The following is a 21,395-nucleotide window of genomic DNA, read 5'->3' as shown; positions in this document are numbered from 1 at the left end:
ACTCCTTGTTCGTCATCGGGCTCACGCAATGTTGAGGAAGGCAAAGATCGGCCCGACGGATTTGATCGCCATGTACCAGGTCAGCAGGCAGGTCACGGCGCCCAGCAGCAACAACCAGCGTGGGTAATGGTAACCGTCCATGAGGTCGGACCGGCGCCAGCCGACGTAGATGAAGATGCTCAGGCCGATTGGCAGTATCAGGCCATTAAAGCCGCCCGCGAAGAGCAACAATGCCGCCGGAGCCGTGCCCATCAGGATAAAGATCAGCAGCGACAGGGCGATGAACACCATCGTGGCGCGGTTGCGTCCCTTCTCGGTGATGCTCGGCATAAACACGGTGATGAAGGAAATGGACGTGTAAGCAGCGCCGATCACACTGGTGATACTGGCGGCCCAGAGGATGAGGCCGAAGACGCGCAGGCCGATTTGCCCAGCCGCTGCCTGGAAGGCTTGCGCGGCCGGATTGGCGCCCTGACCCGAGGTATCGATGACGACGCCGCTGGCCACCACGCCAAGGATGGCGAGAAACAGGACGTAGCGCATCAGACCGGTGACCAGGATGCCGCTCAGGGCCGCCCTGGTCACTACCTGGAGGTTTTCGACGCCGGTAGTACCGCGGTCCAGCAGTTTGTGAGCCCCGGCATAGGTGATGTAACCGCCGACCGTGCCTCCGACAATGGTAGTAATGGTGGCGAAGTTGATCTGGTCCGGAAGTACGGTCTGGTAGAGCGCTTCACCCAGTGGCGGGTTAGAGGCAAAGGCCACGAACAGGGTCAGGCCAATCATCACCAGGCCCAGCACGACGATCAGCCGGTCGACGGCCAATCCGGCGCGGTGGGAGAGGAAGATGCCGATGGCCAGCAGGGCGCTCAGGCTGCCGCCCCATTTTGCATCAAGCCCCATCAGCGCGTTCAGGCCCAGCCCGGCACCGGCGATGTTGCCGACGTTGAACACCAGGCCGCCGAAGATCACCAGCACCGCCAGCAGGTACCCACTGCCTGGAATCGCTTTATTGGCCACGTCTGCGGCACGCATTCGGGTCAGGGTGACGATGCGCCAGACGTTCAGTTGCACCACGAAGTCGATAAGAATCGACGCCAGGATACCGAACGCAAATGCCGCACCCATCTTGGCCGTGAAGGTGGCGGTCTGGGTAATGAATCCAGGACCGATGGCAGAAGTCGCCATCATGAAAATGGCGGCGATCAGGGAGGACCGTCGCGCCTTGGCAAAATCCTGAGCGGTCTGTGTCCCGGCGGACGGTGTCACGGCTGTCTCTGTCACGGCATCATTCCTTCGGTAGGGGATGATTTGATTGAGCAACGAGCGTGCCAGGTTTCAATCATACGGCTGAAAGTGTTGATGCATGGCTATTTGATTGTTGAACAATCTATTGGTGGTGGTTCCACAATGTGCATCAGTTTGTAACCATATCACTCCTGCGTGTTACTTATTGATGCACACGGCACCCTCGGTTCTTGCTATGCGCTGAGCTCTGATAGAACATCAAAATGACTCTCCCTGACTCTGGACCGCACATGAACGACGTTGCACATTCCCTTCCGCGCTCGCTGGGTGAGTCCATTACCCAGGAGGTCCGCAGGATGCTGGTCGAAGGCGAATTGGTACCGGGCCAACGGCTGTCCGAAGCGGCGCTGGCCGATAGCCTGCAGATCTCCCGCAACACGCTCAGAGAGGCGTTCAGGGTCCTGACCCGGGAGGGTTTGCTCAAGCATGAGCCTAATCGCGGGGTCACTGTGGCGGTGCCTGATATGGCGTCGATTATCGACATCTATCGTGTACGCCGCTTTATCGAATGCAAGGCCATTGCCCAGGGATACCCGCTGCACCCGGGAACATTGCATATGCGTCAGGCGGTGGAGGCGGGCATGCAAGCGCGCGAAGCCAAGGATTGGAAAGCAGTCGGCACCGCTAACATGATGTTCCACAAGGCTATCGTCGAGCTCGCCGACAGTCCGCGATTGGTGGTGTTCTATGGGCAGATATCGGCCGAGCTGCGCTTGGCGTTCGGCCTGCTGGATGACGCCGAATTCCTGCATATGCCTTACGTCGACATGAACATTTCAGTCTTGCGTTGCATAGAAGAGGGGCGACCGGAGGAGGCGACCCGGATGCTCGAAGCCTATCTGGTGCAATCGGAGCGCACCGTTCTGGCAGCCTACGAACGCAGCATGAATCGATAGCCAGTCCCTCATGGAAACCTTCAGCAGTATCGAATGCTTTGTACGCAGTGCCGAAGTCGGCAGCTTTGCCGAAGCCGCGCGGCGCCTGAGCCTTACGCCGGCGGCGGTGGGCAAGAGCGTCGCCAAGCTGGAGGCGCGCCTGGGCGTGCGCTTGTTCCAGCGCAGTACGCGCAGCCTGAGGTTGACCGAAGCCGGCCAGCTGTTCCTCGGCGAAGTCAGCACCAGCCTGAACACCATCCAGAACGCCGTGGCCAACCTGGCGAGCGCGCAGGGGCTGCCGGCGGGGACGTTGAAGGTCAGCATGGGCACGATGTTCGGTCGGCTGTACGTGGTGCCCCTGCTAGGCGAGTTTTTGCGGCGATTCCCGGCGATCAACCCTGACTGGCATTTCGATAACCGCCAGGTCGATCTGATCGCCCAAGGGTTTGACGCGGCGATTGGCGGCGGGTTTGACCTGCCCCAGGGCGTGGTCGCTCGCAAGCTGACGCCGGCGCATCGGGTGCTGGTGGCTTCAGCCGAATACCTGTCGAGCCGGGCGCCGATCCTGGAGCCTGAAGATCTCGGGCATCACGACGGTATCCTGATTCGTTCACCGCAAACCGGCCGCGTGCGCTCGTGGCAGTTGACCAGTCGCACCCGGCAACACAGTCCCCTGGTGCTCAAGGCGCGGATGACCATGAGCGATTCCGAAGCAGCCTGTGCCACGGCGGCCCAAGGCTTGGGCGTGGCCTTGGTCAGCATGCCTTTTGCGCTGGGGTATCTGGAGGCGGGGACCTTGCAGCGGGTGTTGCCGGACTGGTGCGTCGACGATGGCAACATTTCCATCTACTACGCCGAACACAAGTTGCTGCCGGGCAAGACCCGGGCGTTTGTGGATTTTGTGATTGAGCAGTTTGCGCAGCAGGGGTTGGGGCAGCGGTTCAGTGCTATCTGAGCAAGGCTATAGACCGAGGTGCAGCCATCGCGGGCAAGCCCGCTCCCACAGGTTCGATGTTAGCTCCAAGTATGTGTACTGCCTGTGGGAGCAAGGCTGCTCCCACAGGCTCGATGTAGTCTCCAATTACAGGTGATACCTGTGGGAGCAGGCTTGCCCGCGATTGGGGCACCTCGGTCTACCGACCAAACCGCCCCGGCCAACCAATGATCTTCTTCGGCCGCGGCGTCGCATAGGTGCGCACCTTGGACGTCGACAAGCCCAGTCGCACCAGTGATTCGGCAATGGTGACCGCCGCTGTCACGCCATCCACGACCGGCACGCCGGTGCGCTGGCGGATCTGCTCGTCCAGCCCGGCCATCCCGCCGCAACCCAGGCAAATCACCTCAGCCTTGTCTTCGAGCACCGCCAATTCCGCCTGGCGGACGATGGCTTCCAGCGCACGCTGCGGATCCGATTCCAGCTCCAGCACCGCCAGGCCACTGGCCCGCACGGAGGCGCAGCGATCCCACAGGCCGGAGAGTTTTAACCGGTCCTCGATCAGGGGCACGGTGCGATCCAGGGTCGTGACCACCGAGTAGGCATGGCCGAGAAACATCGCGGTACTGGCGGCGGCATCGGTGATGTCCACCACCGGCACGTCCAGCAGCTCCTGCAGGCCTTCGCGGCCGTGCTCGCCGTAGCCGGCCTGGATAACCGCGTCGAAAGGCTGGTCGTAAGACATCACCCGGTCCATCACGGCAATCGCTGCCAGGTAACTTTCGAAGTTGCCCTCCACGGAGTCGGCGCCGAAGTAGGGCGTCAGGCCAATAATTTCGGTGCCCGGGGCAGCCACTGCCTGGGCCGAGCGGGCAATGGCCTGGGTGATGGACTCGGTGGTGTTGACGTTGACCACGAGAATTCGCATGGGAAGTCCTTATAGCAGGTGGTTCTGCAGCCCGACGTCGCCGGGCCGCCAAGGGTTAGTGACTGGCGTTGTCGACCGCGATGGATTCGCCGCTGACGTCAGCGTAATGAGGCTCGCGCCGGGCGATGATCAGGTAGAGCATTCCGGCAATCCCGGCGCCGATCAACCAGGAAAACGGGGACACGCTGTGAAAGCCCGGCACCAGTGCCAGGACGATGGCGATCAGCGCTGCAGGAATGAACGCTGCCACCGCGCGCAGGTTGACGCCGCGGCTGTAGTAATAAGCGCCGTCGGGGTCTTCGCTGTACAGCTGCGGCACGTTGACCTGGCCTTTTCGCACCAGCCAGTAATCGACCATGATCACCCCGTACAGCGGCCCCAGCAGGGCGCCCAGGCCGGACAGGAAGTACACGATCACCAGCGGGCTGTTGTAGAGATTCCACGGCAGGATCAGCACCGCAAGGGTAGCGCTGATCAAGCCGGCGCGGCGGAAGGTCAGGTATTTCGGTGCCAGGTTACTCAGCACGAAAGCCGGTGCGACGAAGTTGGCCATGATGTTGACGGCCACGGTGACGATCAGGAAGGCCAGGCAGCCCAGCACCAGGAAGAAGGTATTGGGGATAGAAGCAATGATCTCGGTCGGGCTTTCGATGATTCGGCCGTTGATCTGGAATTGCGCGCCGCACAGCAGGACTGTGATGGCGGCGAATACCAGGATGTTTACCGGCAGTCCCCAGAAATTGCCGACCTTGATGGTCTTGCGGCATGGCGAAGAGCGGGCAAAATCGCAGAAATTGAGGATCAGCGTGCCGTAGATGGCCAGCCACAAGGCGCCGCCAGCAAAGATGTTGCGCCACATCTCGGCGCCGCTCAGCGGTTCGCGGATCGACCAGGCGATCGTCGCATCGGCCTGGGTGTACATCCAGCCGGCGAGGGCGGCAACGGTCAGCAGTATCACCGGGCCGGCGAACGCTTCATAGCGCCGCACCATCTCCATGCCGTAGGCCAGGATGGCCAGTTGCACCAGCCAGATAGCGACGAAACACACCCAGCCCAGGCTCGACAGGCCGAGGATCGAGTTGTGGTCATAGTCGGCAAAACCAGGGTGTACTGCCGTCAGCAGCACCCGCAATACCACCGAGGCCAGGTACGTCTGGATGCCGAACCAGGCGATGGCGATAACGGCGCGGATCAATGCAGGAATCTGCGCGCCATGAATGCCGAAACTGATCCGGCTGATCACCGGAAACGGCACGCCGGTTTTCTGGCCCATGTAGCCGGACAGGTTCATGAAGAAGTAAACGAGAGCTGCGCCAATCCCCAGCGACAGCAGAATCTGCCACCCCCCGAGCCCCAGCGCATACAGGCCGATGGCGAAGGAGTAGTTGGCGATGTTGTGCACATCGTTGGTCCACAGGGCGAAAATACTGTAGCGGCCCCAGCGCCGCCCCTCGGCCTTGGTCGGTGCCAGGTCCTTGTTGTGCAGGCGCGGGCTGAGAACAACGGGGCCGTCGCAAGGTTGATCGAGGGATGAGGGAGGGAGGTGTAGATCCAGCGCAATATTGTTATTGGAGAGGCTAGTACGCATTCCGGCAGGCTCCTGAAGCTTGGCGCTGCGATGACTGTGCTTGAGCAAGGGCTCGACAAATCTTCGTCGCGAACGGCAAACATCATTGGTTTCGGGGCATCTGCAGCCTGTACGGGATAGGGCGCTTCAGGCTTGCGGATCTAAAGTGTGTGTATGTTTTGGATCGTGTTGTATACAAAACATGTATGCACTCAAGCGAGATCTGTGCCAGTGAGCGATCTATGAAAGTGGCTGTTAATTTCCTTTTGTTATCAAATTTCGCTAACTCTTTGATTATATGGCTAAATAAACTGACTGTTTGATCAGCTATTTATTTCTACAGGCGGGCGTGAGTACCGGATCGGCGGAGGGGGTGAGGGCGGGAAAATGTAACGTTTTGGGGCGATGAAACAAAAAGTGCACACACAAATGGCACCGATGGTGACAGTCGTGTGTACACATTTTTTAGTGAGGCGCAGATTAGGCCTTGGACTTGCCGATGATGTTTCCCGCATGCAACCCGCACTCTTTCTGCGTCGCCTCTTCCCACCACCAACGACCTTCGCGTTCATGCTGGTTCGGCAGCACCGGGCGGGTGCAGGGTTCGCAGCCGATGCTGATGAAGCCGCGCTCGTGCAGGCTGTTGTACGGCAGTTCGAGCATGCGGATGTAGCCCCAGATCTCTTCGCTGGTCATCTGCGCCAGCGGGTTGAACTTGTAAAGGGTGCGTTCGGGGGTGGAAAACGCGGTGTCGATTTCCATCACGGCCACCGCACTGCGCGTGCCCGGACTCTGGTCGCGCCGCTGGCCGGTCGCCCATGCGCGTACGCCGGACAGTTTGCGCCGCAGCGGTTCGATCTTGCGGATGCCACAGCATTCACCATGACCGTCCTTATAGAAACTGAACAGGCCTTTTTCCTTAACGAAAGGTTCCAGTTTCGTGTAGTCCGGCGACACGAGCTCGATCTCGATCTTGTAGTGCTCGCGCACCTGATCGATGAAGCGGTAGGTCTCTGGATGCAGGCGGCCGGTGTCGAGGCTGAACACCTTGACGTTCTTGTTCAGCTTCCAGGCCATGTCCACGAGCACCACGTCTTCGGCGCCGCTGAAGGATATCCACAGGTCATCGCCGAACTCGGCAAACGCGAATTTGAGAATGTCCTGGGCAGATTTATTGGCATAGGTCGTGGCGAGTTCCACGACATCGAACGATGGGCTCATCAGGGCGGCTTCCTACAGGTCGGTGGCGCTGGGCGCTCTATATGGGGCTGATGGTAACAAAATCCGACAAGCGCTGGCGCGTCCTCTGCGTTGCGCAGGCTAGTGCGAGTGGTTAGAGTTCGGCAGTCTTTTTGCTCGCTCGACTCAATAATCACTACAAATGGGAGTGTCTTGTGGAAATTGCTTGCCTGGATCTTGAAGGGGTACTGGTTCCCGAAATCTGGATCGCCTTCGCCGAAAAAACCGGGATCGAATCCCTCAAGGCCACCACTCGGGACATTCCCGACTACGACGTGCTGATGAAACAGCGCCTGCGGATTCTCGACGAGCACGGCCTGAAGCTGTCCGATATCCAGGAAGTGATCGCCACGTTGAAGCCTCTGGACGGTGCGGTGGAGTTCGTCAATTGGCTGCGTGAACGCTTTCAGGTGGTGATCCTGTCAGATACGTTCTACGAATTCTCCCAGCCGCTGATGCGCCAGCTGGGTTTCCCGACACTGCTGTGCCATCGGCTGATTACCGATGACGCCGGTCGAGTGACGAGCTATCAGTTGCGTCAGAGAGACCCCAAGCGCCAGTCGGTCCTGGCTTTCAAGAGCCTTTATTATCGTGTGATCGCAGCAGGGGATTCGTACAACGACACGACGATGCTGGGCGAAGCGGATGCGGGGATCCTGTTCCATGCGCCGGACAATGTAATCCGCGAGTTCCCGCAATTCCCGGCGGTGCATACCTTTGAGGAGCTCAAGCAGGAGTTCATCAAGGCCTCGAACCGGGCCCTGACCTTGTAAACACAAATCCCCCATATCCCCCGATCTCCCCCGTAGGAGCTGCCGAAGGCTGCGATCTTTTGATCTTGACCTTAAAAATCAAAGTCAAAAGATCGCAGCCTGCGGCAGCTCCTACAGTGATGGTGTTGTTCAGTCGATTGATCAGGTGTTGTTCAGTCAATTGATTAAAGGTTCTGCAGGGTATCGAGCAGTACCTTCACCTTGGTGATCGACTCCGCATACTCGGCCTGCCACTGCGAGTCCGCGACGATCCCGCCGCCACCCCAGCAACACACCTGCCCGTCCTTGACCAGCAAACTGCGAATGGCGATGGAACTGTCCATCTCGCCGCGCACGTCCAGATACAACAGCGAGCCGCAATACAGGCCCCGTCGGGTCGGTTCCAGTTCGTCAATAATCTGCATCGCGCGGATTTTCGGTGCGCCGGTAATCGAGCCTCCGGGGAAGCTGCCGGCAATCAGGTCCAGGGCGTCGCGGTCTGCGGCCAGTTCACCCGTGACGCTGCTCACCAGATGGTGCACGTTGGGGTAGCTTTCCAGGCTGAACAGCTCCGGCACCCGCACCGAACCAATGCGGCAGGTGCGGCCGAGGTCGTTGCGCAGCAGGTCGACGATCATCAGGTTCTCGGCGCGATCCTTGGGGCTGGCCAGCAGTTCAGCGGCGTTGGCTGCGTCTTCAGCTGCGGTCTGGCCCCGGGGCCTCGTGCCTTTGATCGGGCGGGTTTCGACCAGGCCCAGGCTGACTTTGACGAAACGCTCGGGTGAAAGGCTCAGCACCGCGCCGCCCTCAGGCAGGCTCTGGAAACCGGAAAACGGCGTCGGGCAGGCCGCTCGCAGGGCGCAATAGGCCGCCCAGGGATCGCCCTGGCACTCGGCGCGGAAACGCTGGGCGAAGTTGACCTGGTAGCAATCACCGGCCTGGATGTACTGCTGGATGCGCTCAAGCGCCTGGCGATACTCGTCGGCGCTCAGGTCGGGGCTCATCGGCGCGGTCAGCCGGAACGGCTCGATTTCATCGCTGGTTGTTCCACTGAACAGTTCGATCAGGCGCTGGCGTTCGCTATCGGCCAGCGTCGGGTGAAATACCAGTTGGCTGGTGGCCAGCTGGTGGTCGCTGATCAGGGCCCAGGCATACAGTCCGAAGCGAGCGTCCGGCAGATGCAAATCGTCCCTGGCCACGCTTGGCAGTTGCTCCAGATGACGGCCGAAGTCATAGCTCAGATACCCGATCAGCCCGCCCGCGAAAGGCAGGTCGAGCGGTACCGAGGCTTCACCCAGGCGCGTCAGGTTGTCCCGCAGGCGTTGCAGGAAATCGCTGCCACTTTCGTCAGGCAGCACCGCCAGTTGCTCCAGCGGCCAGGCGCTGAGCAGGTCATGGCGACCTCGGTCGGCGGTCGGCCGGCCGCTGTCGAGCAGCACGGCGCCCGGGGCATGGCGAATGATCGCGAAATATTCGGCAGGATTGGCGCGATAGGGCAGCGGGTGTACGGAGCAGGTCGGCATGGACGGTCAGCCTTCAACCGGTGGAATATGCCCGAACATTTCCTGCACGAACGCCACGCGCTCCTCGACCGTCTCGGTCACGCCGCGGGCTTTCAAGTCTTCCAGTCGCGCCTCGACGGCATGGGTGCGCAGCGTCAGCCCGCAATCGTTGGCAATCTGGATGTTCAGGCCGGGCCGGGCATTGAGCTCGAGAATCAGCGGGCCTTTTTCCTGGTCGAGCACCATGTCCACGCCAATGTAGCCCAGCCCGCACAGCTCATAACAGCCGGCGGCGAGCTTCATGAAGCCGTCCCAGTAGGGCAGTTGCACGCCATCGACCGCATTGGTGGTGTCGGGATGCTTGGTGATGATGTTGTTCAGCCAGGTGCCGCGCAGCGTCAGGCCGGTGGCAAGGTCGACACCTACGCCGATGGCGCCCTGGTGCAGGTTGGCCTTGCCGCCGGACTGGCGAGTCGGCAGGCGCAGCATGGCCATGACCGGGTAGCCCATCAGCACGATGATGCGGATGTCCGGCACGCCCTCATAGCTGATGCTCTTGAAAATCTGGTCCGGGATCACTCGGTATTCGATCAGGGCGCGGTCGCGGTGACCGCCCAGGGAATACAGGCCAGTGAGGATGCTGGAGATATGGTGCTCGATCTCCTCATGGCTGATGATCTTCCCGGACACCGTGCGGTAGCGCCCCTCGAAGCGGTCAGCGATCACGATGATGCCGTCACCGCCAGCGCCCTGGGCCGGCTTGACCACGAAATCGGTGCGCCCGCCGATGATCTCGTCGAGCTTGTCGATTTCCTTCTCGGTGGAGATCACCCCGTACAGTTCCGGCACATGGATGCCGGCAGCGATCGCGCGCTCCTTGGTGATGATCTTGTCATCGACAATCGGGTACAGGCTGCGCTTGTTGTACTTGAGCACATAGTCCGCGTTGCGCCGATTGATGCCCATGATGCCCCGGGCTTCCAGGGCCTTCCAGGTCTTCCAGAAACCGAACATCAGGCGTCAGCCTTCTTCAGGAACGCCTTGAAGCGCACCAGCTCGGTCAGGCGGTAGCCGCGATAGCGACCCATGGCCAGCATGAAGCCCACCAGGATCAGCAGGATCGCCGGGAACGTGAACACGAAGTACACCAGTTCCGGCACGCTCATGATCAGGTGCGCCAGGGAGGCGGCGAACAGTGTGCCGACCGCCACTTTCATGGCATGGCCACCCCCGCGCTCTTCCCAGGTGATCGACAGACGTTCGATGGTCATGGTCAGAATCACCATCGGGAACAGCGCAACCGACAGCCCGCGTTCCAGGCCGAGCTTGTGGCTGAACAGGCTGATCGCCGCAATCAGCACCACCACGAACGTCAGCACCACCGACAGCCTCGGCAACATCTGCAGCTTCAGGTGCTCGAGGTAGGAACGCAGTGACAGCCCAAGCGCAGTGATGATGGTGAACAGCACGATGCCGAAGCCCAGCTGGGTTTCCCGGAAGGCCAGGGCGATCAGTACCGGAGTAAAGGTCCCGAGGGTCTGGAGGCCGATCAGGTTGCGCAGGATCAGGATCACCAGCACGCCGATCGGGATCATCACCATGATCATGAAGGTCTGCTGGGTCTGCAGCGGCAGGCCATACAGCGAATATTCGAGGAAGTTGGCGTCGGTGTTTTCATCCGTCAGCTTGGCCAGGCGAATGGCGTTCATTTCGCTGTTGTTCAGGCTGAAGGTCACGTTGGCTTTTTTGCCACCCTCGACGGTGATCAGGTTTTCATCGCCGGTCCACCACAGCAGGCGGTCGGTCGGCAGGCCCTGCTCGCCGGTTTCCGGGTTGAAGTACAGCCAGTCGGTGCCGTTGAAGCTGCGCAGCCACAGTTCGGGCACTTGCGGCTGGTCGGCCACCAGGCGGATGGTGTGGACTTTCTCGATCGGCACGTGGGCGATCGACAGCAGCAGCTCGACGATCCGCGCCTTATGCACGGTGGACGGATCACCGCCCAGCAGCAGCTTCACGTTGTCGTCGTTGAGGTTGTTGACCCGCTTGATGGCCTCGCCAATAAAGGTTTCGACGTCGGCCGAATGCTGGCGGATCGGTGCGAGCAGGGCTTCGGCGGCGATTTTCTCCGGACCTTCGACCACGATGCTGTCGCGGAAGGTGGGGCCCTTGATCTTGGCCTTCTCGCCGGTGTAGCGCTTGGTCAGCACCAGGCGGTAGTACAGCGTCTGGTTGCCCTTTGCCCGTCGCGCAGACCAGGTGACCTTGCGGTTGCCGTCGACACGGTTGACCGCCACCCCATAGTTATTGGAAATGAAGCTTTCGTTGAGGCTGACATAGTCGCGGCTCAACGGCGGCACGAACATCTGGATCTTGACCGGATCCTTGGCGCTGGCGACGAACTCGACCTTGGCGTCGATGTTCCACAAGTCGTCGGTAGCGTCTTCGGTCACGGGAATGCCGAGCACGAAAATCTGATAGGCCGTCACTGAAATGCCCAGCACCACCAGGATGGCGATCAGGATTCTCAGATGGAGTGTAAGAGCGCGCATTGGAATTACTCTGCGGTATGTGCGTCGGTGGCGCAGGCGGGTTTGCCAGCAGCGTATTTAAGACTTGGATCGACCAGCGCGTCGAAGCGTTTCAGTGCTTCGGAGCCGATCAGGAGCGGGAATTGGAAAGCGCTGCGGTCGGTTAGGTTCACTTCGATGCTGCGTAAAGCCGAACCCATGCAAATATCCAGCTCGATCACCGGACGAGCGGTGTACTTCTTGCCCTCATCGGGATCGTAGTCCCCGGCGCGTCGCTTGATCTTGCTGACGCGGGCCAGCGGCCGCTCGATCGGATGCGAGTGCGCGGTGTCGATGGCCAGGTAGAAGCGCACCCAGGATTCGCCATTGCGCTTGAAGCGCTTGATATCCCGGGCACTCAGCGAGGCGGTTTTCGCGCCTGTGTCGAGTTTGGCCGCGACTTCAAGGTCGATGCCATTGAGGGACGCATATTCGTTGAGGCCGTAAACGGTCTTTTCCCCCGCCGCGGCGACGCCGGGCAGGCAAAGGAGGTAGAGGAAGGTGAAAAAGGGCTTGAGTGTCATAAATCCTGGGGCGCAGCGGTCCGTGTATTGATTCAAGGCCCTGGCATCGCTGCGCAAGCTCCCTCGTATGCCAGCCATCACGTGATGACAGGCCGTGCAGATGTCACAAACAAATGCGGGCGGCATTCTAGCACGGTGGTTTTATGGCGCCACCGCTGGCAGGGGGCTATACCCTCTAATGCCGAGCCGGTAGGTTTCATACGCTTATTAGACGATTGTCGACAATATCCATATTTCCTTTGACTGTACGTACCGTTTTCGCTAGTTTTCGCGGTATCAGCTTTCAAGGTGTCGACAATATGCTGGATCAACTCGATCCCCCGGTCATTGCCCAAGACGATTCGGAGACGTTGTCCGAGAACGTCTTCCGGCGCATCCAGGCGGCCATCGTCAAGGGCGAGATCGCTCCGGGCAGCAAGATCTCCGAACCGGAGCTGGCGCGCACTTATGGCATCAGCCGCGGGCCGCTGCGCGAGGCCATCCATCGCCTGGAAGGCCAGCGCCTGCTGGTGCGCGTACCGCATGTCGGGGCGCGCGTGGTATCGCTCAATCACGCCGAACTGCTGGAACTCTACGAAATTCGCGAGTCTCTGGAGGGCATGGCCTGCCGCCTGGCGGCCGAGCGCATGACCCTGGAAGAAATCGACGAACTGCGCCGGGTGCTCGAAACCCATGAGCGCGACGAGGCGTTCCAGGCCGGCATCGGTTATTACCAGCAGGAAGGCGACTTCGATTTCCATTACCGGATCATCCAGGGCAGCGGCAACCGCACCCTGACCCAGATGCTCTGCGGCGAGTTGTATCAACTGGTGCGCATGTACCGCATGAAGTTTTCCACCACGCCCAACCGCCCGCACCAGGCGTTCGCCGAACACCACCGAATTCTCGATGCCATCGCCGACCGTGACGGTGAACTGGCCGAGTTGTTGATGCGCCGCCATATCGGCGCCTCCAAACGCAATATCGCCCGTCACTACCAGGACGGCGCTAACCAGACAGCCACTGAACGAGGTGAGTCATGAGTTCCAACAAGAGCACTCCAGGCCAGCGTTTCCGCGATGCGGTCGCCAGCGAGCATCCGTTGCAAGTCGTTGGCGCGATCAACGCCAACCATGCATTGCTGGCCAAGCGCGCCGGTTTCAAGGCCATCTACCTGTCGGGTGGCGGGGTAGCGGCTGGCTCCCTCGGCGTGCCGGACCTGGGCATCACCGGCCTGGATGACGTGCTGACCGACGTACGGCGCATTACCGATGTCTGCGACCTTCCGCTGCTGGTGGACGTGGATACCGGGTTCGGTTCCTCGGCGTTCAACGTCGCGCGTACCGTCAAGTCGATGATCAAGTTTGGCGCGGCGGCGATTCATATCGAAGACCAGGTCGGCGCCAAGCGCTGCGGTCACCGCCCTAATAAAGAGATCGTGTCGCTGCAGGAGATGGTCGACCGCATCAAGGCGGCCGTCGATGCGCGTACCGATGACAGTTTCGTGATCATGGCCCGCACCGACGCCCTGGCAGTGGAAGGCCTGGAGTCTGCCCTGGATCGCGCCGCCGCGTGCATCGAGGCCGGTGCCGACATGATTTTCCCGGAAGCCATCACCGAACTGGATATGTACAAGCTGTTCGCCAACCGCGTGAAAGCGCCGATCCTTGCCAACATCACCGAGTTCGGCGCGACCCCGCTGTACACCACCGAGCAGTTGGCGGGTGCCGACGTGTCCCTGGCGCTGTACCCGCTGTCGGCCTTCCGGGCCATGAACAAGGCGGCGGAAAACGTCTACACCGCGATCCGTCGCGACGGCACTCAGCAAAACGTCATCGACACCATGCAGACTCGCATGGAGCTTTACGATCGCATCGATTACCACACGTTCGAGCAGAAGCTTGATGCGTTGTTTGCTGCCAAGAAATGACCGGTAAAGATCGCAGCCTCGTTTCACTCGACAGCTCCTACGGGGTGCGTCGAACGCGGTCCTGTAGGAGCTGCCGAAGGCTGCGATCTTTTCAGCATCACCAGAAATTGCAGATTCCCTAACAAATTCAAAATTGGAGACAGCAATGGCCGAAGCAAAAGTACTCAGTGGCGCCGGGCTCCGTGGTCAGGTTGCCGGGCAAACCGCACTGTCCACCGTGGGCCAGTCGGGCGCAGGCCTGACCTATCGCGGCTACGATGTTCGCGAACTGGCGGCAGACGCACAATTTGAAGAAGTGGCGTACCTGCTGCTGTACGGCGAGCTGCCGACCCAGGCACAACTCGCCGCTTACCAGGACAAACTCGGCAAGCTGCGCGACCTGCCGCAAGCGCTCAAGGAAGTCCTGGAACGCATTCCGGCCGACGCCCATCCGATGGACGTGATGCGCACCGGCTGTTCGTTCCTGGGCAACCTGGAACCGGAGAAAGACTTCTCCGAGCAGCATGACAAGACCGATCGCCTGCTGGCCGCTTTCCCGGCGATCATGTGCTACTGGTACCGCTACAGCCACGACGGCAAGCGCATCAACTGCGTGAGCGACGAACCATCCATCGGTGGTCACTTCCTGCACCTGCTGCACAGCAAGAAACCAAGCGAGCTGCACGTCAAGGTGATGAACGTTTCGCTGATCCTCTACGCGGAACATGAGTTCAACGCCTCGACCTTCACCGCACGGGTGTGTGCCTCGACCCTGTCCGACCTCTACTCGTGCATCACCGCGGCCATCGGCTCGCTGCGTGGACCATTGCACGGTGGCGCCAACGAAGCGGCGATGGAAATGATCGAGCGTTTCTCGTCCCCTGAAGAGGCGATCAAGGGCACCCTCGGCATGCTTGAGCGCAAGGACAAGATCATGGGCTTCGGCCACGCGATCTATAAGGACAACGATCCGCGCAACGAGGTGATCAAGGGCTGGTCGAAAAAGCTCGCCGAAGAAGTCGGCGACACGGTGTTGTTCCCGGTGTCCGAGGCGATCGACAAGACCATGTGGGAGCAGAAAAAACTGTTTCCCAACGCCGACTTCTACCATGCGTCGACGTACCACTTCATGGGCATCCCGACCAAGTTGTTCACCCCAATCTTCGTCTGCTCGCGCCTGACCGGCTGGGCGGCGCACGTCTTCGAACAACGCGCCAACAACCGCATCATCCGCCCGAGCGCCGAGTACACCGGCGTCGAACAGCGCAAGTTCGTGCCAATCGAACAACGCTGAATGGTGGGGGCTCCCGCGCTGGTTGCTGAATGAACCGGGAACCCTTGTAGGAGCTGCCGCAGGCTGCGATCTTTTGATCTTGATTCTCTGGCGATTCAAAAATTGCCGAAGATCAAAAGATCGCAGCCTGCGGCAGCTCCTACAGGGGATCGGTGTCCATTCAGCATTAATGTCCGGCCCCACCCTTTGCATCTACCGTGACCGAGTCCTGACGATGAACACTGAATTTCGCAAACCGCTGCCCGGCAGCCATCTGGATTACTTCGACGTCCGCGCGGCTGTCGAAGCCATCCAGCCGGGTGCCTACGACACCCTGCCATACACCTCCCGCGTCCTTGCGGAAAACCTGGTGCGTCGCTGCGACCCGGCCACGCTCACCGAATCGCTCAAGCAATTCATCGAGCGCAAACGCGACCTCGATTTTCCATGGTTCCCGGCGCGCGTGGTCTGCCACGACATCCTCGGCCAGACCGCGCTGGTCGACCTCGCCGGCCTGCGCGACGCCATCGCGTTACAAGGCGGCGACCCGGCGCAAGTCAACCCGGTAGTGCCGACTCAGCTGATCGTCGACCACTCCCTGGCCGTCGAGCGCGGCGGGTTTGATCCGGAAGCGTTCGAGAAGAACCGCGCCATCGAAGACCGCCGCAACGAAGACCGTTTCCACTTCATCAACTGGACCAAAAAAGCCTTCAAAAACGTTGATGTGATCCCGCCAGGCAACGGCATCATGCACCAGATCAACCTGGAGAAAATGTCTCCGGTGATCCAGGTGCGCGACGGCGTGGCATTCCCCGACACCTGCGTCGGCACCGACAGCCACACCCCGCATGTCGATGCGCTGGGCGTGATCGCCATTGGCGTGGGTGGCCTGGAAGCGGAAAGCGTGATGCTTGGACGCGCGTCGTGGATGCGTCTGCCGGAAAGCGTTGGCGTTGAACTGACCGGCAAGCTGCAACCGGGCATCACCGCCACCGACATGGTGCTGGCGCTGACCGAGTTCCTGCGCCAGCAAAAAGTCGTCGGCGCATGGCTGGAGTTCTTCGGTGAAGGCGCGTCCAGGCTGACCCTCGGCGACCGCGCCACCATCTCCAACATGGCCCCGGAGTACGGCGCCACGGCTGCGATGTTCTACATCGACCAGCAAACCATCGACTACCTTAAACTCACCGGCCGTGAAGACGAGCAGGTGCAGCTGGTGGAGAACTACGCCAAGACTACCGGCCTGTGGGCTGACAGCTTGAAGCATGCGCAATACGAACGTGGGTTGACCTTCGACCTGTCTTCGGTGGTGCGCAACATGGCCGGCCCGAGCAACCCGCACGCCCGTGTCGCGGTGTCAGACCTGGCCGCCAAAGGCATCTCCGGTCAGTGGGACGATGTTCCAGGCCAGATGCCCGACGGCGCCGTGATCATCGCCGCCATCACCAGCTGCACCAACACCAGCAACCCGCGTAACGTGATCGCCGCCGGCCTGCTGGCGCGAAATGCCAACAAGCTGGGGTTGACCCGCAAGCCATGGGTCAAGTCGTCCCTGGCGCCGGGCTCGAAAACCGTCGCGCTGTACCTCGATGAAGCCGGCCTGACCGACGAACTCGAGCAACTGGGCTTCGGCGTCGTGGCCTTTGCCTGCACCACCTGCAACGGCATGTCTGGCGCACTGGATCCGGTGATCCAGCAGGAAATTATCGACCGCGACCTGTACGCCACCGCCGTGCTGTCGGGTAACCGCAACTTCGACGGGCGGATTCACCCGTACGCCAGGAATGCGTTCCTCGCGTCCCCGCCACTGGTGGTCGCCTACGCCATCGCCGGCACCATCCGTTTCGACATCGAGAAAGACGTGTTGGGCCTGGACGCAGACGGCAAGGAAATTCGCCTGAAGGACATCTGGCCAAGCGACGAAGAGATCGACGCAGTGGTCAAGGCATCGGTCAAACCCGAGCAGTTCCGCCAGGTCTACATCCCGATGTTCGCCATCCACGAAGACACCGGCCCGAAAGTCACGCCGCTGTACGACTGGCGCGAGATGAGCACCTACATCCGCCGTCCGCCCTACTGGGAAGGCGCGCTGGCCGGTGCCCGTCCGCTCAAGGGCATGCGTCCGCTGGCAGTGCTGCCGGACAACATCACCACCGATCACCTGTCGCCGTCGAACGCGATCATGCTCGACAGCGCCGCCGGTGAATACCTGGCGAAAATGGGCCTGCCGGAAGAGGACTTCAACTCTTACGCGACTCATCGCGGTGACCACTTGACGGCGCAACGCGCGACCTTTGCCAACCCGAAACTGTTCAACGAAATGGTCCGGGAAAACGGCAAGGTCAAGCAGGGTTCGCTGGCGCGCGTCGAGCCGGAAGGGCAGGTGATGCGTATGTGGGAAGCGATCGAAACCTACATGGAGCGCAAGCAGCCGCTGATCATCATCGCCGGCGCCGACTATGGCCAGGGTTCTTCCCGGGACTGGGCGGCGAAAGGCGTGCGCCTGGCCGGAGTGGAAGCGATTGCCGCCGAAGGTTTCGAACGCATCCACCGCACCAACCTGGTGGGCATGGGCGTGTTGCCGCTGGAGTTCAAGCCAGGCACCGACCGCCATACCCTGGCCATCGACGGCAGCGAAACCTACGACGTGATTGGCGAGCGTACGCCGCGTGCCGAATTGACGCTGGTGATCCATCGCAAGAACGGCGAGCGCGTCGATGTGCCGGTGACCTGCCGCCTCGATACCGCTGAAGAAGTGTCGATCTACGAGGCGGGTGGCGTGCTGCAACGTTTCGCCCAGGACTTCCTCGAAGAGTCGGCGGTGGCCGTTTAACAACTCGATATGCCGCGACGGGACTTCAGGTTCCGTCGCGTCTTTTAAGGAGCACCATGCCTCACGCAACCCCGTTCGCACCGCAGATCAAAATCCCCGCCACCTACATGCGTGGCGGCACCAGCAAGGGGGTGTTCTTCAGCCTCAAAGACCTGCCCGAAGCGGCACAGGTTCCAGGCCCGGCGCGCGATGCCTTGCTGCTACGGGTGATCGGCAGCCCCGACCCTTACGACAAGCAAATCGACGGCATGGGCGGCGCCACCTCCAGCACCAGCAAAACCGTAATCCTGTCGAAAAGCACCAAGGCCGACCACGACGTCGATTACCTGTTCGGCCAAGTGTCTATCGACAAGCCTTTTGTCGACTGGAGCGGCAACTGCGGCAACCTGTCGGCGGCGGTCGGTTCTTTTGCCATCAGCAATGGCCTGGTGGACGCCAGCCGCGTCCCGCAAAACGGCGTGGCCGTGGTTCGCGTGTGGCAGGCCAACATCGGCAAGACCATCATCGCCCACGTGCCGATCACCCACGGCGAGGTGCAGGAAACTGGCGATTTTGAACTCGATGGCGTGACCTTTCCCGCGGCCGAAGTCCAGGTCGAATTTCTCGACCCGGCTGCGGAAGAAGAGGGTGGCGGTGGTTCGATGTTCCCCACCGGCAACCTCGTGGATGACCTGGAAGTACCGGGCGTGGGGACCTTCAAGGCGACCATGATCAACGCTGGCATCCCGACCATCTTCGTCAACGCGCAAGACATCGGTTACACCGGCACCGAACTGCAGGGTGCGATCAACGGCGACCCCAAAGCGCTGGCGATGTTCGAGACCATTCGCGCTTACGGCGCCCTGCGCATGGGCCTGATCAAGAACCTCGACGAAGCGGCCACGCGTCAGCACACACCGAAAGTGGCCTTCGTAGCTGCGCCTGCGGACTACGTAGCGTCCAGCGGCAAGGCGATCAAGACGGGGGATGTCGACCTGCTGGTGCGCGCGCTGTCCATGGGCAAGTTGCACCACGCAATGATGGGCACGGCAGCAGTGGCCATTGGTACGGCGGCAGCGATTTCCGGCACGTTGGTCAACCTCGCCGCCGGCGGTACCGAACGCAATGCGGTGCGCTTCGGCCATCCATCCGGCACCCTGCGCGTAGGCGCCGAGGCGAGCCTGGTTGACGGCGAGTGGACCGTGAAAAAAGCCATCATGAGCCGCAGTGCGCGGGTGCTGATGGAAGGCTTCGTGCGCGTACCGGGTGATTCCTTCTAACCCGGCACGGCAGCCCCTGTAGGAGCTGCCGAAGGCTGCGATCTTTTGATCCTGGTTTTTACGATCAAGATCAAAAGATCGTCCGAACGCGGCCCGAGCCTTCGGCAGCTCCTACAGTGGGAAAGCATTTCAATAATAAAATTTGATTGCCCTGAACCGAGGTCCCATCAACGAACCACTTCAAGAGTGAATCGAACATGAGCACCAACGTCGACCAGAACAACCGCCCCGACTACGACTCCGTCCTGCAGGACATCGCCGACTACGTCCTCACCTTCAAGGTTGAATCTGCCGAAGCCCTGGACACTGCCCGCAACTGCCTGATCGACACCCTCGGCTGCGGCCTGCTGGCCCTGCGCTTCCCCGAGTGCACCAAACACCTGGGCCCGATCGTCGACGGCACGGTGGTGCCTTTTGGCGCCCGGGTGCCGGGCACCAGCTACCGCCTCGACCCGGTGAAGGCCGCCTGGGATATCGGTTGCATCGTGCGCTGGCTAGATTACAACGACACCTGGCTCGCCGCAGAGTGGGGTCACCCGTCGGATAACCTCGGCGGTATTCTCGCGGTAGCCGACCACCTGTCGCAAAAACGCCTGGCCAATGGCGAAGCGCCGCTGACCCTGCGCGCAGTGCTTGAAGCCATGATCATGGCCCACGAAATCCAGGGCGTGATTGCCCTGGAAAACTCCTTCAACCGAGTGGGTCTGGACCACGTCATCCTGGTCAAAGTCGCCTCGACCGCCGTCACCGCCAAACTCATGGGCGCCAATCGCGAGCAACTGCTGTCAGCCTTGTCCCATGCCTTTGCCGACGGCCAGGCCCTGCGCACCTACCGACATGCACCGAATGCCGGATCGCGAAAGTCCTGGGCAGCAGGCGATGCCACCAGTCGCGGGGTACGCCTGGCGGACATCGCCATGCGCGGGGAAATGGGCATTCCAGGGGTGCTGACGGCCCGGCAGTGGGGGTTCTACGACGTCTTGTTCAGCCACACCAACAACGATCTGGCGCTCAAGCCGCAAGACAAGCGCGCGTTCAGCTTCTCCCGCACATACGGCACCTACGTGATGGAAAACGTGCTGTTCAAGATCAGCTTTCCCGCGGAGTTCCACGCACAAACCGCCTGTGAAGCGGCCGTGACCCTGTACCCACAGGTACGCAACCGCCTGCATGAAATCGACCGGATCGTCATCACCACCCACGAGTCGGCGATCCGCATCATTTCCAAGGTCGGCCCGCTGGCCAACGCGGCGGATCGCGATCATTGCATCCAGTACATGACGGCCGTGCCACTGGCGTTCGGCAACCTGGTGGCCGAGCACTACGAGGATGCCTTCCACGCTGCGCACCCGATCATCGATGTGCTGCGCGAGAAAATGGTCATCGTCGAAAGTCCGGTTTACACCCGTGAATACCTGGAAGCCGACAAGCGCTCGATCGCCAATGCGGTGCAGGTGTTTTTCAAGGACGGGACCAGTACCGAGAACGTAGCGGTGGAGTACCCGATCGGCCATCGCAGGCGTCGTGCCGAAGGCATACCATTGCTGGAGGACAAGTTCAGGACGAACCTGCTGACACGATTCACCCGCCAGCGTAGCGCTGAGATCTTCGAGCTGTGCAAGGATCAGGCTCGGCTTGAGGCGACACCGGTGAATCGGTTTGTGGATTTGTTTGTTATCTGAGGGACCGCGTTATCGTTCAATCGCCAGCAGGCTGGCTCCCACAGTTGATTTGTGTGCACCGCAGGTTCCCTGTGGGAGCCAGCCTGCTGGCGATGAGGCCGGAACAGGCAATGGAGAATTACTTGAACCGCTAACAGGCTAACTCCCACAGTTGATTTGTGTGCACCGCAGATTCCCTGTGGGAGCCAGCCTGAACTGGTCTAATAATTCCGGACACCTCTTAAGGGCGATATGATTTCGCCAACTTGGAGGTTCCATGAACGA

General features: G+C 60.9%; 17 protein-coding genes. 9 read left to right on the top strand and 8 right to left on the bottom strand.

Annotation, left to right across the window (positions count from 1 at the left end; translation table 11 throughout):
• Nucleotides 1–21: 21 nt before the first annotated feature.
• On the bottom strand, nt 22–1,284 hold the full coding sequence (locus tag AAEZ05_RS24140) for an NRAMP family divalent metal transporter (protein WP_236695849.1): 1,263 nt from the start codon (nt 1,282–1,284) through the stop codon (nt 22–24).
• Nucleotides 1,285–1,538: 254 nt separating this feature from the next.
• Between AAEZ05_RS24140 and AAEZ05_RS24135 the strand changes: the two genes are divergently transcribed.
• Nucleotides 1,539–2,204, top strand: a complete 666-nt coding sequence (locus AAEZ05_RS24135; RefSeq protein ID WP_082069157.1) for a GntR family transcriptional regulator — start codon at nt 1,539–1,541, stop codon at nt 2,202–2,204.
• Nucleotides 2,205–2,214: 10 nt separating this feature from the next.
• Nucleotides 2,215–3,138 carry a LysR family transcriptional regulator gene (locus AAEZ05_RS24130; RefSeq protein ID WP_045058989.1) on the top strand — a complete coding sequence of 308 codons (924 nt, stop codon included), beginning with the start codon at nt 2,215–2,217 and terminating at the stop codon, nt 3,136–3,138.
• 178 nt (nt 3,139–3,316) lie between these two features.
• Here the strand turns inward: AAEZ05_RS24130 and AAEZ05_RS24125 are convergent, their stop codons facing one another.
• From AAEZ05_RS24125 to AAEZ05_RS24115, 3 genes are all read right to left on the bottom strand, one after another.
• Nucleotides 3,317–4,045: an aspartate/glutamate racemase family protein gene (locus AAEZ05_RS24125; RefSeq protein WP_045058990.1), complete on the bottom strand. Its 729-nt coding sequence runs from the start codon at nt 4,043–4,045 to the stop codon at nt 3,317–3,319.
• 55 nt (nt 4,046–4,100) lie between these two features.
• A complete protein-coding gene (locus AAEZ05_RS24120) occupies nt 4,101–5,633 on the bottom strand; it encodes an NCS1 family nucleobase:cation symporter-1 (protein WP_350649211.1) in 1,533 nt (510 codons plus the stop codon).
• Between the two features lie 459 nt (nt 5,634–6,092).
• Complete coding sequence (locus AAEZ05_RS24115) at nt 6,093–6,833, bottom strand: phosphoadenylyl-sulfate reductase (RefSeq protein WP_350649209.1); 741 nt, start codon at nt 6,831–6,833, stop codon at nt 6,093–6,095.
• 173 nt (nt 6,834–7,006) lie between these two features.
• Here AAEZ05_RS24115 and thrH point away from each other — a divergent pair, with 173 nt between their 5' ends.
• Entirely contained in the window at nt 7,007–7,624 is a 618-nt protein-coding gene (thrH, locus tag AAEZ05_RS24110) for a bifunctional phosphoserine phosphatase/homoserine phosphotransferase ThrH (protein ID WP_045060981.1), read from the top strand.
• A 164-nt stretch (nt 7,625–7,788) separates the two neighbouring features.
• Here thrH and pabB read toward each other — a convergent pair whose 3' ends face one another.
• From pabB to rloA, 4 genes are read right to left on the bottom strand one after another with little or no spacing between them, the layout of a single operon-like run.
• Nucleotides 7,789–9,126, bottom strand: coding sequence for an aminodeoxychorismate synthase component I (gene pabB, locus AAEZ05_RS24105; RefSeq protein WP_350649207.1), 1,338 nt, complete (start codon nt 9,124–9,126; stop codon nt 7,789–7,791).
• A 6-nt stretch (nt 9,127–9,132) separates the two neighbouring features.
• The gene (locus AAEZ05_RS24100) at nt 9,133–10,119 is read right to left on the bottom strand and encodes an alpha-L-glutamate ligase-like protein (protein ID WP_045060983.1); all 987 of its coding nucleotides are present in this window, start codon (nt 10,117–10,119) and stop codon (nt 9,133–9,135) included.
• Nucleotides 10,119–11,654 carry an osmotic stress tolerance membrane protein RloB gene (rloB, locus tag AAEZ05_RS24095; protein ID WP_045060984.1) on the bottom strand — a complete coding sequence of 512 codons (1,536 nt, stop codon included), beginning with the start codon at nt 11,652–11,654 and terminating at the stop codon, nt 10,119–10,121. Before rloB ends, AAEZ05_RS24100 begins: the two co-directional genes overlap by 1 nt.
• A gap of 5 nt (nt 11,655–11,659) precedes the next feature.
• Nucleotides 11,660–12,196 (bottom strand): retropepsin-like aspartic peptidase RloA, encoded by a 537-nt coding sequence (gene rloA / locus AAEZ05_RS24090; protein ID WP_045060985.1) that lies wholly within the window; start codon nt 12,194–12,196, stop codon nt 11,660–11,662.
• 302 nt (nt 12,197–12,498) lie between these two features.
• Here rloA and AAEZ05_RS24085 point away from each other — a divergent pair, with 302 nt between their 5' ends.
• The 6 genes from AAEZ05_RS24085 (at nt 12,499) to prpD (ending at nt 21,131) form a co-directional block, all read left to right on the top strand.
• Nucleotides 12,499–13,218, top strand: coding sequence for a GntR family transcriptional regulator (locus AAEZ05_RS24085; protein ID WP_177328579.1), 720 nt, complete (start codon nt 12,499–12,501; stop codon nt 13,216–13,218).
• Entirely contained in the window at nt 13,215–14,105 is an 891-nt protein-coding gene (prpB, locus tag AAEZ05_RS24080; protein ID WP_350649205.1) for a methylisocitrate lyase, read from the top strand. The genes AAEZ05_RS24085 and prpB overlap by 4 nt, the downstream gene beginning before the upstream one ends.
• 145 nt (nt 14,106–14,250) lie before the next feature.
• Nucleotides 14,251–15,378 (top strand): bifunctional 2-methylcitrate synthase/citrate synthase, encoded by a 1,128-nt coding sequence (gene prpC, locus AAEZ05_RS24075; RefSeq protein WP_045060988.1) that lies wholly within the window; start codon nt 14,251–14,253, stop codon nt 15,376–15,378.
• Between the two features lie 214 nt (nt 15,379–15,592).
• The gene (gene acnD / locus AAEZ05_RS24070; protein WP_045060989.1) at nt 15,593–18,190 is read left to right on the top strand and encodes a Fe/S-dependent 2-methylisocitrate dehydratase AcnD; all 2,598 of its coding nucleotides are present in this window, start codon (nt 15,593–15,595) and stop codon (nt 18,188–18,190) included.
• Nucleotides 18,191–18,246: 56 nt separating this feature from the next.
• Nucleotides 18,247–19,449 (top strand): 2-methylaconitate cis-trans isomerase PrpF, encoded by a 1,203-nt coding sequence (gene prpF, locus AAEZ05_RS24065; protein WP_350601253.1) that lies wholly within the window; start codon nt 18,247–18,249, stop codon nt 19,447–19,449.
• 197 nt (nt 19,450–19,646) lie between these two features.
• On the top strand, nt 19,647–21,131 hold the full coding sequence (prpD, locus tag AAEZ05_RS24060) for a 2-methylcitrate dehydratase (protein WP_350649203.1): 1,485 nt from the start codon (nt 19,647–19,649) through the stop codon (nt 21,129–21,131).
• Nucleotides 21,132–21,395 lie beyond the last annotated feature (264 nt).

This window comes from Pseudomonas sp. HY13-MNA-CIBAN-0226 (genome assembly GCF_040310305.1).
Classification (GTDB): domain Bacteria; phylum Pseudomonadota; class Gammaproteobacteria; order Pseudomonadales; family Pseudomonadaceae; genus Aquipseudomonas; species Aquipseudomonas gregormendelii.
Note: the sequence above shows the minus strand (reverse complement) of the source record. Positions and strands in the feature narration are given on the sequence as shown.